The organism is Stenotrophomonas sp. FW305-3-2-15-E-LB1, from assembly GCF_058787375.1.
The window spans coordinates 1-15803 of the sequence record NZ_JBYSZR010000024.1; the positions used below are offsets into that span (position 1 = coordinate 1).

General features: G+C 68.7%; 14 protein-coding genes. 12 read left to right on the forward strand and 2 right to left on the reverse strand.

The window, feature by feature from the left end:
* Positions 1-401 precede the first annotated feature (401 nt).
* The 12 genes from AC3WL7_RS15710 to pcaC all read left to right on the forward strand — a co-directional run bounded on the left by AC3WL7_RS15710 (position 402) and on the right by pcaC (position 12209).
* A complete protein-coding gene (locus AC3WL7_RS15710) occupies positions 402-1913 on the forward strand; it encodes a right-handed parallel beta-helix repeat-containing protein (RefSeq protein ID WP_492751466.1) in 1512 nt (503 codons plus the stop codon).
* 22 nt (positions 1914-1935) lie between these two features.
* Entirely contained in the window at positions 1936-3237 is a 1302-nt protein-coding gene (locus AC3WL7_RS15715; RefSeq protein WP_492751468.1) for a carbohydrate porin, read from the forward strand.
* 35 nt (positions 3238-3272) lie between these two features.
* A complete protein-coding gene (aroD, locus tag AC3WL7_RS15720; RefSeq protein ID WP_492751470.1) occupies positions 3273-4124 on the forward strand; it encodes a type I 3-dehydroquinate dehydratase in 852 nt (283 codons plus the stop codon).
* A gap of 53 nt (positions 4125-4177) precedes the next feature.
* Positions 4178-5497: an MFS transporter gene (locus AC3WL7_RS15725; protein ID WP_492751472.1), complete on the forward strand. Its 1320-nt coding sequence runs from the start codon at positions 4178-4180 to the stop codon at positions 5495-5497.
* A 171-nt stretch (positions 5498-5668) separates the two neighbouring features.
* Entirely contained in the window at positions 5669-6349 is a 681-nt protein-coding gene (locus AC3WL7_RS15730) for a 3-oxoacid CoA-transferase subunit A (RefSeq protein WP_492751474.1), read from the forward strand.
* Positions 6346-6993 carry a 3-oxoacid CoA-transferase subunit B gene (locus tag AC3WL7_RS15735; RefSeq protein WP_079221589.1) on the forward strand — a complete coding sequence of 216 codons (648 nt, stop codon included), beginning with the start codon at positions 6346-6348 and terminating at the stop codon, positions 6991-6993. Before AC3WL7_RS15730 ends, AC3WL7_RS15735 begins: the two co-directional genes overlap by 4 nt.
* Before the next feature lies 1 nt (position 6994).
* Entirely contained in the window at positions 6995-8209 is a 1215-nt protein-coding gene (pcaF, locus tag AC3WL7_RS15740) for a 3-oxoadipyl-CoA thiolase (protein WP_492751477.1), read from the forward strand.
* 69 nt (positions 8210-8278) lie between these two features.
* Positions 8279-8989: a protocatechuate 3,4-dioxygenase subunit beta gene (pcaH, locus tag AC3WL7_RS15745; RefSeq protein WP_079221590.1), complete on the forward strand. Its 711-nt coding sequence runs from the start codon at positions 8279-8281 to the stop codon at positions 8987-8989.
* Positions 8990-8993: 4 nt separating this feature from the next.
* A complete protein-coding gene (gene pcaG / locus AC3WL7_RS15750) occupies positions 8994-9557 on the forward strand; it encodes a protocatechuate 3,4-dioxygenase subunit alpha (protein ID WP_283220605.1) in 564 nt (187 codons plus the stop codon).
* Positions 9558-9647: 90 nt separating this feature from the next.
* The gene (locus tag AC3WL7_RS15755) at positions 9648-10991 is read left to right on the forward strand and encodes a 3-carboxy-cis,cis-muconate cycloisomerase (protein WP_492751480.1); all 1344 of its coding nucleotides are present in this window, start codon (positions 9648-9650) and stop codon (positions 10989-10991) included.
* Between the two features lie 23 nt (positions 10992-11014).
* Entirely contained in the window at positions 11015-11800 is a 786-nt protein-coding gene (pcaD, locus tag AC3WL7_RS15760; protein WP_492751482.1) for a 3-oxoadipate enol-lactonase, read from the forward strand.
* 22 nt (positions 11801-11822) lie between these two features.
* Positions 11823-12209, forward strand: coding sequence for a 4-carboxymuconolactone decarboxylase (gene pcaC / locus AC3WL7_RS15765; RefSeq protein ID WP_079221594.1), 387 nt, complete (start codon positions 11823-11825; stop codon positions 12207-12209).
* A gap of 80 nt (positions 12210-12289) precedes the next feature.
* On the opposite strand, the gene AC3WL7_RS15770 is transcribed toward pcaC, so the two are convergent.
* Both AC3WL7_RS15770 and AC3WL7_RS15775 read right to left on the reverse strand, forming a co-directional pair.
* A complete protein-coding gene (locus tag AC3WL7_RS15770) occupies positions 12290-13144 on the reverse strand; it encodes an IclR family transcriptional regulator domain-containing protein (RefSeq protein ID WP_079221595.1) in 855 nt (284 codons plus the stop codon).
* Positions 13145-13245: 101 nt separating this feature from the next.
* Entirely contained in the window at positions 13246-15669 is a 2424-nt protein-coding gene (locus AC3WL7_RS15775) for a membrane-bound PQQ-dependent dehydrogenase, glucose/quinate/shikimate family (RefSeq protein ID WP_492751485.1), read from the reverse strand.
* Positions 15670-15803 lie beyond the last annotated feature (134 nt).

Consider the following 15803-nt stretch of genomic DNA (forward strand, 5'->3'; position numbering starts at 1 on the left):
CAGTAGATCCACGCCATGCGTGGATGAATTCATTCGATATCTGACAGATGTGCCGACCAACGGTCGGCACCCACCAACAGCACACGGAACCCGCCATCCCACGGAATGTGGCCTTTGACGTTGACGTTGACGTTGCCCTGGCTCGAAGCAGGTGCAGGGCGGCAGCCCTGCCAACACCCCCACCTACAACGATGGTATTACCCATTCAGTGCGATATTCGCACGCGTAGTCGATTACCGCACTTGAATGGTGCAGTGCGATAAACCTAATTTCACTCCCACAGTTTCACAGCAGTCCAAGCGATCCACCCCTGGCGGGGCGAGGGCAGCAGCCGGTCCGGTGCTGAAGCCAGGTGCAGGGGATGACCGCCGGATTTCCCTTCATCTGTGCGGAGTGATCGCATGCGCCGTCGTCTGTCCGTTGTTTCCCTGTCCCTGCTTGCCGTGCTGCCGTCGCTGGCGCTGGCTTACCAGGCCGAACCGCCGCGCGAAGACCTGCAGGTCCTGCGCGTGGACCGCTATGCCGACGACGCCAATGCCGGCTCGCTGCGCTGGGCCATCACCACCGCCAACGCTGCGCCGGGCCGCTATCGCATCGAGATCGACGCCGTCGGCACCGCACCCTACGTGATCAAGCCGGCCGCGCCGCTGCCGGAAATCAAGGGTCCGGTGCAGATCATCGGCACGCCGTGGGCGCGCGATGGCCAGTACGTCGCCATCGATGGTTCAGCCTACGTCACCGGCACCGGTACCGATGCCTGCCCGGGCGCCGAGCCGGGCCAGTCCGGCACCAACGTGCGCACCACCACGCTGCCGGGCCTGGTCCTGCGCGATACCCAGGGCGTGGAACTGGCCGGCCTGGAGATCCGCAACTTCTGCATCGGCGTGCTGGTCAACCGCGCCAGCCACAACGAGATCCATGACAACCGCATCGTCGCCAACAAGGGCGGCGCCGGCATCATGCTCACCGGCGACGACGGGAAGGGCCAGTCCACCGCCACCACCACCGTGCACAACCGCATCGTGCGCAATGCGTTCCTCGACAACGGCGACGGCCTGGAGCTGACCCGCGGCGCGGCCTGGAACCTGGTGGCCGACAACCTGTTCCAGTCCACCCGGGCCAACCCGGAACCTTCGCAGGGCATCGAAATCCTGTGGGGCAACGACAACAGCGTGGTCCACAACCGCTTCGTCGATTACTCCGATGGCCTGCAGATCAACTGGGGCAACCGCAACTACATCGCCGCCAACACCTTCACCGGCAATTCGCTGGGCCTGAGCATCACCGGCAGCGGCAACGTGGTCGATGGCAACACCATCACCGGCAATGGCATCGGCATCGGCGTGCGCCCGCAGCCGGTCAGTGCGCCGAACCGCTTCACCGCCAACCGCATCTTCGGCAACGGCCTGCCGATCGAGCGCTGCGAAGCCGGTGGCGCCTGCGTGAAGGGCCAGCCGCGCGGCGCCATCGTGTTCGGCGTACCGGGCCTGGAACACGCCAGCTTCGTCGGCTCGCGGGGCCGTGGCGTCGACAACGATCCGTCCAAGCGTGCACGCATCTGCACCGCTGCCGGCCAAGCCGATTGCCAGCCGCTGCCGAACCTGGGCCAGGCAGCGCCGCAGCTGACCGCCGTGCAGGGCAAGGGCGCGCAGCGCCAGCTGACCGGCCGTTTCCAGGGCGTGCCCGACAGCCGCTACCAGGTGGAAGTGTTCGGCAACCGTGCAGCCAGCGGCAGCGAGGCCGAGCTGGTGCTGGGCAGCGTCGAGGCCCGCACCGATGCGCAGGGGCAGGGCAGCTTCACCTTCGCGCTAGGTGCCGGGGCAGATGCTGCCGCTGCCGGCAGCCTGACCGCCACTGTCACCTCGGCGCAGGGCGCCACCTCCCCCCTGAGCGCGCCGCTGTCGCTGCGCTGATCACCTCCACGAGACCGCGACCATGAATCCTGCGAAATCCCCTTCATTGGGCCTGTCCCTGGGCATCCTCGCCACTGCGCTGCTGCCGGCCCTGGCCAGCGCGCAGTCCAGCAACCGCTACGACGGCAAGACCCTCACCGGCGACTGGGGCGGTACCCGCACCGACCTGTACGAGCGCGGCATCGCGTTCCGCGGTGACTACGTGGGCGAAGCGATGGGCGTGGTGGACGGTGGCTACGGCGAAACCGGTGCGCGCTACGCGCAGCAGGTGCGCGTGGGCATGGATCTGGACATGGGCAAGCTGGCCGGCTGGGACGGCGGTGCGTTCCACTTCACCCTCAACGACCGTCGCGGCCGCAGCACCTCGGTGGATTTCGTCGGCAACCGCTTCCCGATCCAGGAAGCGTACGGCGGGCAGTACACGCGGCTGACCGAACTGAGCTACGACCAGACCTTCAACGCAGGCCAGTCGTATTACAAGCTGGGCTACTACGCAATGGGCAACCAGTTCGGCCTGCACAGCCTGCTGACCCACTTCGTCAATGCGGCCTTCTGCGCGCACCCGCTGGCGATGTCCGGCAACAGCGGCTGGTACAACTACCCGATGGCGCGCTGGGGCGGCGAGTTCGCGCAGCAGATCAGCCCGGCGGTGAACGTGCGCACCGGCTGGTTCCAGGTCAATCCGAACCTCGGCGGCAACATCGAGCGCAATGCGTTCCGCCCGTTCGTCTCGGGCACGACCGGTTCGCTGTTCCCGGTGGAAGTGACCTGGACCCCGGCCAAGGGCAGCCGCTACGCCGGCGTCTACAAGTTCGGCGGTTACTACGACACCTCGCGCGTGGACAAGCGAGGCCTGGATACCTCGCCGACCACCGGCCGCCACGGCGCCTACGTCCTGGCCGAGCAGCGCCTGACCCAGGAGTCGGCCGACCCGAGCCGCGGCCTGACCGCGTTCGCCCAGTACATGGTGTCCGACACCGATACCGCGCAGATCAAGCGCTGGTATGCGCTGGGCGGCGTCTACCAGGGCATCGGCTCGCGCGCGCAGGACAGCATCGCGCTGGGCTACGTGGGCGCCGACATCAACGACCGCCTGGTCGATGCGCGCCGGGCCACGCTGATGGCCGGGGGCGTGCCCACCGATTCGCCGCTGTACAACCTCAGCCAGGCCGAGGAGCTGTTCGAACTGTCCTACAGCTTCCAGGTGAACCCGTGGCTGATGATCCGCCCGGACGTGCAGTACATCGTCAACCCGGGCACCTTCAATTACAGCGGTACCGACAACGCCTGGGCCGTCGGTGTCCAGGCCAAGGTGACCTTCTGATGGCCGCGCGCTCCCTCCACGCTCTGGTGACTGCCATGAAATTCCCGTTCGCGTCCGTTGTCCTCGCCGGTGCGCTCAGCGCCTCCCCCCTGCTGGCCCTGGCCGCACCGCCGCCGGCGGTGCTGCAGGTCGGCCAGCTGCGCATCGGCGAGGGCAGCCCCCGCACCATCGTGCCGATCACCGGTGCCACGGCTGACGTTGCCCTGCAGCAGGCCGCTGCGATTGCCGCCAGCAAATCCACCGACATCGCCGAATGGCGCATCGATTACCTGGACATCGCCACCGACGGCAAGGCGCTGGTCGCGCTGGGCAAGCGCATCCAGGCGACGCTGGGCGGCAAGCCGGTCATCGTCACGTTCCGTACCAAGGCCGAAGGCGGCGCCAAGCCGATCAGCGATGCCGACTACGGCGCGCTCTACGCCACGCTGCTGCGCGGGGGCGTCGCCCAGCTGATCGACGTGGAGATGTTCCGCGACCCGAAGGTGGTGCAGGCGCTGGTAGCGCAGGCGCACAAGGCCGGGGTGAAGGTGGTGATGTCCAACCATGACTTCCACGCCACGCCGCCGCGCGAAGAGATCGTCGCGCGCCTGCTGAAGCAGCAGGAACTGGGCGCGGACGTGCTGAAGATCGCCGTGATGCCCCGCGATGCCGGTGATGTGCTGGCCCTGCTCGATGCCACCTGGCAGGTGCGCCAGCAGAGCGACAAGCCGCTGCTGACGATGTCGATGGGCGGCACCGGCGTGGTGTCCCGGCTCGCGGGCGAAACCTTCGGCCAGGCCCTGACCTTCGGCATGATCGGCACCCCGTCGGCGCCAGGACAGGTCGAGGTCGATCGCCTGCAGGACGTCCTGCAGGTCATCCATGCATCCAGCCAGGCCGGTCGTTGAGACCTTCCCCGCCGGACGTTCCATCGCATCACTCTGTTGCAGGAAACCGCACCATGAGCCACGCCTCCGCCGCCGCACCCTCGCTTGTCCTGGAACGGATGAGTCCCTTCCAGTGGACCGCCATCGCCATCTGCGTGCTGTTGAACATGCTCGATGGCTTCGATGTGATGGTCATGGCCTTCACCGCACCGCACGTATCGGCGGACTGGGAACTGTCGGGCAAGGTGCTGGGGCTGATGCTCAGTGCTGGCCTGGTCGGCATGGCGCTGGGTTCGTTCCTGCTGGCGCCGCTGGCGGATCGCTGGGGCCGGCGGCCGATGATCGTCTGCTGCCTGCTGATCCTGACCAGCGGCATGGCGCTGTCGGCGCTGGCGGCCAACGCCTGGCAGCTGGGCGCGCTGCGCGTGTATACGGGCATCGGCATCGGCGGCATGCTGGCCGGTGTCGGCGTGATCACCGCCGAGTACGCCAACGCCAAGTGGCGCAGCACGGCGGTCGCGCTGCAGGCCACCGGCTATCCCATCGGCGCCACTGCCGGCGGCCTGCTGGCGGCGTGGATGCTGGAGCACTGGTCCTGGCACAGCGTGTTCCTGATCGGCGCGGGTGCCTCGCTGCTGTGCATTCCGCTGGTGCTGAAGTGCCTGCCGGAATCGCTGGATTTCCTGGTCGCACGTCGCCCGGCCAACGCGCTGCCGCGGCTGAACGCACTGCTGTCGCGCATGCGCATGCCGGAACTGCAGGCACTGCCGCCGGCACCGGTGCGTGATGGCCAGCGCCAGGGCTATGCGGCGCTGTTCGTGGGCGACCTGCGCCGCGTCGCGCTGCTGATCGCGCTGGCCTTCTTCCTGCACATGTTCGCCTTCTACTTCGTGCTGAGCTGGACGCCGAAACTGCTGGTCTCGGCCGGGGTCTCGGCGCAGCAGGGCATCACTGGTGGCGTGCTGCTGAACCTGGGCGGCATCGTCGGCGGCAGCCTGTTCGGCTGGCTGGCCTCGCGCTGGTCGCTGTCGAAGCTGACTGCCGGTGCGTTGCTGCTGGCGATGGCCTCGATGCTGGGCTTTGCCGCCTTCAATACGCAGCTGGGCGTGGCGTTCCCGTTGGCCTTCGTGATCGGCGCGGCGTTGTTCGCGGCGATGGCTGGCCTGTATGCGGCAGCGCCGGTGGTGTTTGCCGCCGAAGTGCGTACGACCGGCCTGGGCTGGGCCATCGGCATTGGCCGCGTCGGCGCGATCCTCTCGCCGCTCACCGTGGGTGTGCTGGTGGACGGCCACTGGCAGCCCTCGGCGCTGTACGTGCTGTGCGCACTGCCGCTGCTGCTGGCGGCCTGGGCATGCCTGGGCCTGCGCGTCGGCGTGGGCCAGAACCGGCGTTGAACCGATGTCCAGAGCCTATTACTCAATGTGCGATTATCGAATCAACTGGCCGAATATCGCATTGACCGGACGGGGCGCCGTGGCGACCATGTCCGGGTCGCGTTTTCCCTTCGCAGTGGCCCTGCAGCGTGGCGGCGGTGACCGCCGGCAGGCAGGGCAAGGAGCAATGCAGTGATCGACAAGACCGTGGCCAGCGTGGAAGCAGCGGTGGCCGATATCCATGATGGCGCCACCGTGATGATCGGCGGCTTTGGTACCGCCGGCATGCCTGACGAGCTGATCGACGCGCTCATCGCACAGGGCGCGCGCGAACTGACCATCATCAACAACAACGCCGGCAACGGCGATACCGGCCTGGCTGCGCTGATCAAGCACAAGCGCGTGCGCCGCATCGTCTGCTCGTTCCCGCGCCAGGCCGATTCGCAGCACTTCGATGCTGCCTACCGCGCTGGCGAGATCGAACTGGAGCTGGTGCCGCAGGGCAACCTGGCCGCGCGCATCCACGCGGCCGGCTCCGGCCTGGGCGCGATCTTCACCCCGACCGGCTACGGCACCGAGCTGGCCCAGGGCAAGGAAACGCGCGAGATCGACGGCCGCCACTACGTGCTCGAGTACCCGCTGCATGCCGATTTCGCGCTGATCAAGGCCGACTGCGGCGACCGCTGGGGCAACCTGGTGTATCGCAAGACCGCGCGCAACTTCGGCCCGCTGATGGCGATGGCCGCGCGCTGCGCCATCGTGCAGGTGCGTGAGGTGGTGGCGCTGGGCGAACTGGACCCGGAGGCCGTGGTGACCCCGGGCATCTTCGTGCAGCGCGTGGTGCCGGTGGCCGCTGAAGGAGTGCAGGCATGAACAAGCTCAGCCGCGAACAGATGGCCGCGCGCGTGGCGCGCGACATTCCCGAAGGGGCCTACGTCAACCTGGGCATCGGCCTGCCGACCACGGTGGCCAACTTCCTGCCGGCCGACAAGGAGATCTTCCTGCAGTCGGAAAACGGCCTGCTGGGCATGGGCCCGGCGCCGGCCCCAGGCCAGGAAGATCCGGACCTGATCAACGCCGGCAAGCAGCCGGTCACGCTGCTGACCGGCGGCTGCTATTTCCACCATGCCGATTCGTTCGCGATGATGCGTGGCGGCCACCTCGACATCTGCGTGCTCGGTGCGTTCCAGGTGTCGGCACACGGCGACCTGGCCAACTGGAGCACGGGCGCTGCCGACGCGATCCCCGCCGTGGGCGGTGCGATGGATCTGGCCATCGGTGCCAAGCAGGTCTTCGTGATGATGGACCTGTTCACCAAGAAGGGCGAAAGCAAGCTGGTGGCCGAGTGCAGCTACCCGCTCACCGGCCTGCGCTGCGTGTCGCGCGTGTATACCGATGTGGCGGTGTTCGACCTCGGCGCCGACGGTGCGACCGTGCTGGAAATGGTCGAGGGCATGGACATCGAACAACTGCGTGAATTGACCGGCCTGCCGCTGGCACTGGCTGAGGGAGCCTGAGATGAGCCTGCACGAGACCTACATCGTCGATGGCATCCGCACCCCGATCGGCCGCTACGGCGGCGCGCTGTCCGGCGTGCGCGCCGATGATCTCGGCGCGATCCCGCTGAAGGCACTGCTGGCGCGCCACCCGCAGCTGGACCCGGCGCGGGTCGAGGATGTCTACCTGGGCTGCGCCAACCAGGCCGGTGAGGACAACCGCAACGTCGCCCGCATGAGCCTGCTGCTGGCCGGCCTGCCGGTGACGGTGCCGGGCAGCACGATCAACCGCCTGTGTGGTTCGGGCCTGGATGCAATCGGCACCGTGGCCCGCGGCATTGCAGCGGGCGAGCTGGGCCTGGCCATCGCCGGCGGCGTCGAATCGATGTCGCGCGCGCCGTTCGTGATGGGCAAGGCGACCGCGCCGTTCGCCCGCGACCAGCAGATCGAAGACACCACCATGGGCTGGCGCTTCATCAACCCGCGCCTGCGTGAACTGCACGGCGTGGAGACGATGGGGCAGACCGCCGAAAACGTGGCCGAGCGCTACGGCATCAGCCGCGAGGACCAGGATGCGTTCGCCCTGCGCAGCCAGCAGCGCACGGCTGCTGCGCAGGCGCGTGGCTTCTTCGACGGCGAGATCGTGGCGGTGGACGTGCCGGGCCGCAAGCGCGGCGAAACCTTGACCGTCGACCGCGATGAACACCCGCGCGGCGATACCACCGCCGAGGCGCTGGCCAGGCTGAAGCCGCTGTTCCGCCAGCCGGGCACGGTCACCGCCGGCAATGCCTCGGGCATCAACGATGGCGCCGCCGCGCTGCTGCTCGCGTCGGGCGCGCAGGTGAAGGCGCTGGGCCTGACCCCGCGCGCGCGCATTCTTGGCTTCGCCAGCGCCGGCGTTGAGCCGGCCATCATGGGCATGGGCCCGGTGCCGGCGAGCCAGAAGCTGATGGCACGGCTGGGCCTGTCGATCACCGATTTCGATGCCATCGAACTGAACGAAGCCTTCGCCTCGCAGGGCCTGGCCTGCATGCGCCAGCTCGGCCTGGCCGACGATGCCGCGCACGTGAACCCCAACGGCGGTGCCATCGCCCTGGGCCATCCCCTGGGCATGAGCGGTGCGCGGCTGGCGCTGACCCTGCTGCGCCAGCTGGAAGCCAACGGTGGCCGCCGTGGCCTGGCCACGATGTGCATCGGCGTGGGGCAGGGCGTGGCGCTGGCCATCGAGCGCGTGTAAGCCTTCCCCCGTATCCATGATCTGCAAGACAGCCGCGGCCTTCGGGCCGCTCGCCAACAGGAGTACGCCATGAGCGATCCCACCGAACTGCGCGGCTACCGCAAGCCGTACCCCGGCAGCCAGCCGCCGCGCATCCATCTGCCGTATGCCTCCACCGCGCTGCGTGGCCCGGGTACCGACCCGATCGCCATCCCGGTGACGCTCTCGGAAGTGACCGGCCCGAGCATCAACCGCATCACCCTGGGCGAGCATGCCGCCGACCTGACCGCCGGTTTCCCCGGCCAGCCGCAGGGCGAGCGCATCATCGTCAGCGGCCGCGTGCTGGACGAGAACGGCCGCCCGGTGCGCAACACCGTGGTCGAGGTCTGGCAGTGCAACGCCGCCGGCCGCTACCTGCACAAGGGCGACCAGCACGACGCACCGCTGGACCCCAACTTCAAGGGCACCGGCCAGGTGCTGACCGACAGCGAAGGCCGCTACCGGTTCACCACCATCAAGCCCGGCGCATACCCGTGGCGCAACCACTACAACGCCTGGCGCCCGGCACACATCCATTTCTCGCTGCATGGTGATGGCATCGGCCAGCGCCTGGTCACTCAGATGTATTTCCCCAACGACCCGCTGCTGGCGTTCGATCCCATCTACAACTGCGTGGATGACGCCAAGGCGCGCGAGCGCATGGTGTCCTCGTTCGACTGGGAAAACACCGCCAACGAATTCGCGCTCGGCTACCGCTTCGACATCGTGCTGCGCGGTCGCAAGATGACCGTCTGGGAGTAAGACCATGAGTTTCCAATCCACTCCGTGGCAGACCGTAGGCCCGTACTACCGCCTGGGCCTGGAACCGCTGTACCGCACCGAAATCGCCCCGGCCACCGCGCAGGGTGAACGCGTGGAGGTGCAGGGCCAGGTGTTCGATGGCAACGGCGTACCGGTGTCCGATGCCGTGCTGGAAATCTGGCAGGCCGACGCGCAGGGCATCTACGCCCATGGCGAAGACCCGCGTCGCGGCAACCACGACCCGGCCTTCGACGGCTGGGGCCGCGTGCCCACCGATGACCAGGGCCGTTTCGCCTTCACCACCGTCAAGCCGGGTCGCGTGCCGGGCCTGCGTGGCGAGCCGCAGGCACCGCACCTGGTGGTGCTGGTGTTCATGCGCGGCCTGCTGCAGGCCACCCGTGGCCGCATCTATTTCAGTGACGAGGCCAGCAATGGCGAGGACGGCATCCTCGCGCTGGTGCCGGCCGAACGCCGCCACACCCTGGTCGCGCAGGCGCAGGGCAAGGGCCTGTACCACTGGGACGTGCGCATGCAGGGCCCGGATGAAACGGTGTTCTTCGCCTACTGATCGCGGCGCGCCCGACGCGCCTTCCGGCCACTCCACGCCCGCATGCAGCGGGCGCGGGTAAGCTGTGGCCACCCAGGATGGACTGCACCGATGAGCCACTCCCCAACGCTGCTGGGCGGTCTGTTCGGCGACCCCGCCGTCGACGCCGTGTTCAGTGATGAAGCACGCCTGCAGGCGATGCTGGATGTCGAACGCGCCCTGGCGCGCGCGCAGGTGCAGTGCGGGGTGATCCCCACCGCTGTGCTGGCGCCGATTGAAGCGGCCTGCAGCGCCGACCTGTACGCCGTACCCGCGCTGTCGGCCGCTACGGCACTTGCCGGCAACCCGGCCATTCCGCTGGTCAAGGCGCTTACCGCGCAGGTCAAGGCGAACGATGCCGACGCCGCGCGCTGGGTGCACTGGGGCGCCACCAGCCAGGACATCATCGATACCGGCGCAGTGCTGCAGCTGCGCGCGGCGGTCAGCCACGTGCGGGCGCGCCTGCAGGTGCTGTGCACGGCGCTGGCGCGGCTGGCCGAGGCCGAGCGCGGCACCGGCCTGCCGGGGCGCACGCTGCTGCAGCAGGCGGTGCCGGTGACGTTCGGGTTGAAGGCGGCCGGTTGGCTGGATGCCCTGCAGCGCAGCCAGCGGCGCCTTGATGCGCTGGCCGACGACACCTTGGTTCTGCAGTTCGGCGGTGCCGCCGGTACGCTGGCCTCGCTGCAGACGCGCGGGCTGGACGTGGCCGAAGCCTTGGCCGCCGAGCTGCAGTTGCCGCTGCCGGCGCTGCCCTGGCACACCGCGCGTGATCGCATCGCCGAGTTCGGCAGCGTGTTCGCGCTGCTGACCGGCAGCCTCGGCAAGATCGCCACCGACATCGTGCTGCTGATGCAGTCGGAAGTTGCTGAAGCCTTCGAGCCGGCGGGCGAGGGCAAGGGTGGTTCCTCGGCGATGCCGCACAAGCGCAACCCGGTTGGCTGCGTGGCGGCCATTGCCGCCGCAACGCGCGTGCCGGGCCTGCTGTCCACGTTGTTCAGCGCCCTGCCGCAGCCGCACGAGCGCGCGGCCGGGCAATGGCACGCCGAGTGGGACACCGTGCCGGAGATCGTGCGCCTGTGCGCCGGCAGCCTGGCCCAGGTGAGCGTGGTGGTGCAGGGCCTGCAGCTGGACCGCGGGCGCATGCGCCAGCACCTGGACAGCCATGGTGGCCTTCTCTATGCCGAAGCCGTCGCAGTCACCCTGGGCGAGCGCATCGGCAAGCCGGCCGCGCACGCCCTGGTGGAACACGCCGCCAAGCAGGCGCTGGCGCAGTCGCTGCATCTGCGCGAGGTGCTGGCGCAGACGCCGGAGGTTACCGCGCAGCTGTCGCCCGTACAACTCGATGCCCTGTTCGCCGCCGACAGCTGGCGCGGCATGGCCGATACCTGGATCGACCGCGTGCTCGCGCGCGGCTGATCCCCACATTCGCTGGAGCACGCATGCCCTTCCTCGACCTTCCGCAGCATCGCCTGCATTACCAGACCGAGGGCCGCGCCGACGGGCCGTGGCTGACTTTCTGCAATTCGCTGGGTACCGACCTGGGCATGTGGCAGCCGCAGGTGGATGTACTGGCCTCGCAGTACCGCATCCTGCGCTATGACCGTCGCGGCCATGGCCAGTCCACTGCGCCGCCGGGGCTGTACACCGTGGCCGAGCTGGGCGCCGACGTGCTGGCGTTGTGGGATCACCTTGGCATCGAGCGCAGCCATTTCTGCGGGCTGTCGATCGGTGGCCTGACCGGGCAGTGGCTGGGCGTGCATGCAGGCAACCGCCTGCGCACGCTCACCGTGGCTGCCACTGCAGCAAAGATCGGCACGCTGGACGGCTGGCAGGCGCGCATCGCCCAGGTCCAGCACGATGGCCTGCTGCCACTGGTGGACGGCACCCGCGAGCGCTGGTTCACCGCCGCCTTCGCACAGACCCATGCCAGCCAGGTGGAGGACATCCTGCAGCGCTTCCTCGCCACCAGCGTGGCCGGCTATGCAGGCTGCTGCAACGCCGTGGGCATGGCCGATTTCCGTGATGTGCTGGGTCGCATCGGCGTGCCGCTGCTGGCCATTGCCGGTGACGACGATCCGGTCTGCGTGCCGGCCGAGCTGCAGGCCATCGCCGAGGGCGTGGCGCAGGGGCGTTATGCCGCTGTAGCAGGCCGCCACATCTGCAATCTGGAATCGCCGCAGGCGTTCACTGCCGCACTGGCCGCGCATCTTTCCGCGCAGCACTGAATCACTCAACAGGGTTACGACGATGGACGAACAGGAACGCTACGAAGCCGGCCTTGCGGTGCGCCGCCAGGTGCTGGGCGAGGCGCACGTTGACCGCTCGCTGCAGGCGCGCACCGAGTTCACGACTGAATTCCAGGATTTCATCACCCGCACGGCGTGGGGCACGGTGTGGACGCGCGAGGGACTGCCGCGGCATACGCGCTCGCTGCTGACCATCGTGATGATGGTGGCACTGGGCCACGATGAAGAGTTCAAGCTGCACATCCGCGCCGCCCGCAACAACGGCGTAACGCCGGAGGAGATCAAGGAGGTGCTGCTGCAGGCCGCGATCTATTGTGGCGTGCCGGCGGCCAACCACGCGTTCGCGCTGGCCAAGCCGATCCTGGAAGAGCAGGCGTCAGAGGGCTGACGCCGAACATCCGCCGGGCATGGCCCGGCGCTACCACGCCGCGGCCCCGTTAGCGCCGGGCCATGCCCGGCGGCTGCGCCTCAATTCAACAACGTGCCCAGCCGTTGCGCTGCTTCGCGCAGGCGCGGCAGCAGCTGGGTCTGCATCACGCCCAGGCCGATGCGGCCCGCCTGGGTGCCGATGTTCAGCGCGGCCACCACATCGCCGCTGCGCGAACGCACCGGCACGGCGATCGAGCGCAGGCCGATCTCCAGCTCCTGGTCGACCAGCGAGACGCCTTCACGACGCACTTTTTCCAGCAGGTCGAGGAAGTCATCCATGCGGGTGACGGTGCGGTCGGTGCGCGGCCTCAGCGGGTTGCGTTCCAGGTAGCCTTCCAGCGTGTCGCGCGGCAGGGCGGCCAGCAGCACGCGGCCCATCGACGTGCAGTAGGCCGGCAGGCGGCTGCCCGCACGCAGGCCGATCGACATGATGCGAACGGTTTCCGCGCGTGCCACGTAAAGGATGTCATCGCCATCAAGCACGCCCAGCGAGCAGGATTCGTGCACGTCATCGCGCAGGGCATCCAGCACGGGCTGTGCGGCCGCGGTCATCGACGACGAGGCGACGTAGGCGCCGCCCATGCCCAGCACGCGCGGCAGCAGCACGAAACCGCGGCCCTGCTCGCCCACGTAGCCCAGCTTTTCCAGCGTGTACAGCACGCGCCGCACGGCTGCGCGCGAGATGCCGGTATCGGTGCTGATCTGCGACATCGTCACTTCGCGCGGGTGCTGCGAGAACACGCTCAGCACGGCCAGGCCGCGGCCGAGCGAGGTCATGAAATCCGGATCGCCCTGGTTGTCCTGGATCTGCTGCATCAGCTCATGGGCCAGTCCGCGGTCCTGCGGTGGCGCAGGCGGGCGCTTGGGGCGACGGCTGGGAGGAACGGCAGGCATGGCAGCAGCTTTCATCAGGTTCGACCTTGCATGTTAAGCGCTGGAACCGGTAACCGGTACCCACGCGGCGCAGCCTGCCAGGCTGCACCGCGTGGCACGGCTCACTTGCGCTCGGGCAGCGCGTAGGCGATCACGTAGTCGCCACGGTCCGGCGACTGGCGTGCGCCACCGGCGGAGATCACCACGTACTGGCGGCCGGTTTTCGGCGAAACGTAGGTCATCGGCGTGCCCTGGCTGCCGACCGGCATGCGTGCCTTCCAGACTTCCTCGCCGGTGCGGCTGTCATAGGCGCGCAGGTAGTAATCCTGCGTACCGGCGAAGAACAGCAGGCCTGACTGCGTAGCCAGCGAACCACCCAGCGTCGGCATGCCGATCGGAATCGGCAGGCCCATCTTGATGCCCATCGGCCCGGTGTCCTTCACCGTGCCCACCGGCACCTGCCAGACCAGCTGGCGGGTGGCCAGGTTGATCGCCGACATCGTGCCGAACGGGGGCTTCTGGCAGGGGATGCCCAGCTTGGACAGGAAGCGGTCGCGCAGCGAGCCGTACGGCGTGCCGGTCTGGGAAGCCGCACCCATTTCCACGCCACCGTCGCCGCTGGTCATCTGCGTGCGCGGGATGAGCTTGGTCCACAGGCCCAGGCGCATGTCATTGACGAACAGGTAGCCGGTGGTCGGGTCGATCGAGGCGCTGCCCCAGTTCATGCCGCCCAGCGAACCCGGCCACTGCAGCGCGAGGTCTTCGCCCGGCGGCGTGTACATGCCGTCGTAGCGGAACTGCTTGAACTGGATGCGGCACAGCATCTGGTCGATCGGGGTGGCGCCCCACATGTCCGATTCGGTCAGCGTCTGCGCACCGATCTGCGGCAGGCCCACCGACAGCGGCTGGGTCGCGGCATAGCGCTCGCCTTCAGCATTGCCCTGCGGCGCGGGGATGTTGCGCACCTCGCTGATCGGCACGCCGGTCTGGCGGTTGAGCATGAAGATCTGCCCGGCCTTGGTGATCTGCAGCAGGGCCGGCAGCGTGCCGCCCTTGCCGTCGGGCACGTCGGTCAGGGTCGGCTGCGCGGGCAGGTCGTAGTCCCACAGATCGTGGTGCACGGTCTGGTAGACCCAGCGTTCCTTGCCGGTGGCAACATCCAGCGCGACTACGGCCGAGCTGTACTTGTCATCCTGCGGGGTCCGCTCGCCGGCCCACTGGTCCGGCGTGGTGTTGCCGGTGGGCAGGTAGACCAGGCCCAGCTGCGGGTCGTAGGCCATCGAGGTCCACACGTTCGGGGTGGCACGGGTGTAATGGATCGAGGGATCCAGCGGCACGTCCGGGGTTTCCTTGGACAGATCCCAGACCCAGGCCAGCGCACCGGTACGCACGTTGTAGGCGCGCACCACGCCGGACGGTTCACCCACTTCGATGTTGTCGGCCACGCGGCCGCCAACCACGATCAGCTCGCCCGCCACCAGCGGCGCGGCGGTGAGCGTATAGAAGCCGGGCTTGATCTCGCCCATGCCGGTCTTCAGGTCGACCACGCCGTTGCTGCCGAAGTCCGGGCAGAGGGCGCCGGTCTTCGCATCCAGCGCGAACAGGCGGGCATCGATCGAGGTCATCAGGATGCGCTTTTCGCACAGGGCCGGGCCGGCGCTGGCGGTTTCGGTGGCCGGCATCGGCGCAGGCGTCGGCGCAACCGTCGTTGCCGCTGCCGGTGCGGTGGTCGCATCGAAGTAGCCGAGGCCACGGCAACGCTGCCAGTTCGGTGCGGTCGCCTTGGGATCGAAGGCCCAGCGCTGCTTGCCGGAGTCGGCATCGATGGCGATCACCTGGTTGTGCGGCGTGCACAGGTACAGGGTGTCGCCGATCTGCAGCGGGGTGTTCTGGTCCTCGGCACCGAAGCCGTTGCTTTCCGGCACGTCGCCGGTGTGCGCGGTCCAGGCAACCTGCAGTTCCTTCACGTTGGCCGGGGTGATCTGGTCCAGCGCGGCGAAGCGGGTGCCGGCGGTGGTGTTGCCCCAGTGCATCCAGTCGCGCTGTTCAGCGCCCTTGGCCACCGGCACCACCGGCGGCGTGGTGCCCTGCGCGGTCTGTACCGGGCGCGGCTGGAACGCCGACACCGCCGTGCCCAGCAGGCCGACCAGCAGCACTGCAGCCACGCCATAGGCGCCGCGACCGGCAGCCTGGCCGCGGCTGCGGCGCAGCACCGGCCAGGCCAGGGCAACCAGCAGGGCCAGCACGGCCGGCATCACCAGGCGCGAGACCAGCGGCCAGAACTCCCAGCCCGCATCCACCAGCGCCCAGGCCAGCGTGGCCACGAAGGCCAGGCCGTACAGCAGCGCACCGTTCGGCCTGCGCATCGCCAGCAGCACGCCAGCCACGGCCGACACCGCACCCATCAGCAGGAAATACCAACTGCCCCCCAGCTGTACCAGGCGAACACCGCCGACCAGCAGAGCCAGGCCGAACAGGGTCACCAGGATGCCGAGCAGGACCACCAGCACACGGCACAGGGCCGGAACTTTCGTCGTCTCGTCCACGTTGCATGAACCTCATTGCGAAGAACCCGCACGGAGGCGGGCAAAGCCCCGCGCGCGCCAGGCGTGGCGGGGGCCGTCGGCATCCCGGGCGGCTGCGGGCCATGGCGGCGGGCAGGCGTCGGCCTGCTTATGAC

Coding starts and splice junctions, on each gene's coding strand:
- pcaH (WP_079221590.1), top strand. CDS start 8,279: ATGAGCGATCCCACCGAACTGCGCGGCTACCGCAAGCCGTACCCCGGC.
- AC3WL7_RS15770 (WP_079221595.1), bottom strand. CDS start 13,144: ATGCCTGCCGTTCCTCCCAGCCGTCGCCCCAAGCGCCCGCCTGCGCCA.
- AC3WL7_RS15715 (WP_492751468.1), top strand. CDS start 1,936: ATGAATCCTGCGAAATCCCCTTCATTGGGCCTGTCCCTGGGCATCCTC.
- pcaG (WP_283220605.1), top strand. CDS start 8,994: ATGAGTTTCCAATCCACTCCGTGGCAGACCGTAGGCCCGTACTACCGC.
- pcaC (WP_079221594.1), top strand. CDS start 11,823: ATGGACGAACAGGAACGCTACGAAGCCGGCCTTGCGGTGCGCCGCCAG.
- aroD (WP_492751470.1), top strand. CDS start 3,273: ATGAAATTCCCGTTCGCGTCCGTTGTCCTCGCCGGTGCGCTCAGCGCC.
- AC3WL7_RS15735 (WP_079221589.1), top strand. CDS start 6,346: ATGAACAAGCTCAGCCGCGAACAGATGGCCGCGCGCGTGGCGCGCGAC.
- AC3WL7_RS15755 (WP_492751480.1), top strand. CDS start 9,648: ATGAGCCACTCCCCAACGCTGCTGGGCGGTCTGTTCGGCGACCCCGCC.
- AC3WL7_RS15725 (WP_492751472.1), top strand. CDS start 4,178: ATGAGCCACGCCTCCGCCGCCGCACCCTCGCTTGTCCTGGAACGGATG.
- pcaD (WP_492751482.1), top strand. CDS start 11,015: ATGCCCTTCCTCGACCTTCCGCAGCATCGCCTGCATTACCAGACCGAG.
- pcaF (WP_492751477.1), top strand. CDS start 6,995: ATGAGCCTGCACGAGACCTACATCGTCGATGGCATCCGCACCCCGATC.
- AC3WL7_RS15710 (WP_492751466.1), top strand. CDS start 402: ATGCGCCGTCGTCTGTCCGTTGTTTCCCTGTCCCTGCTTGCCGTGCTG.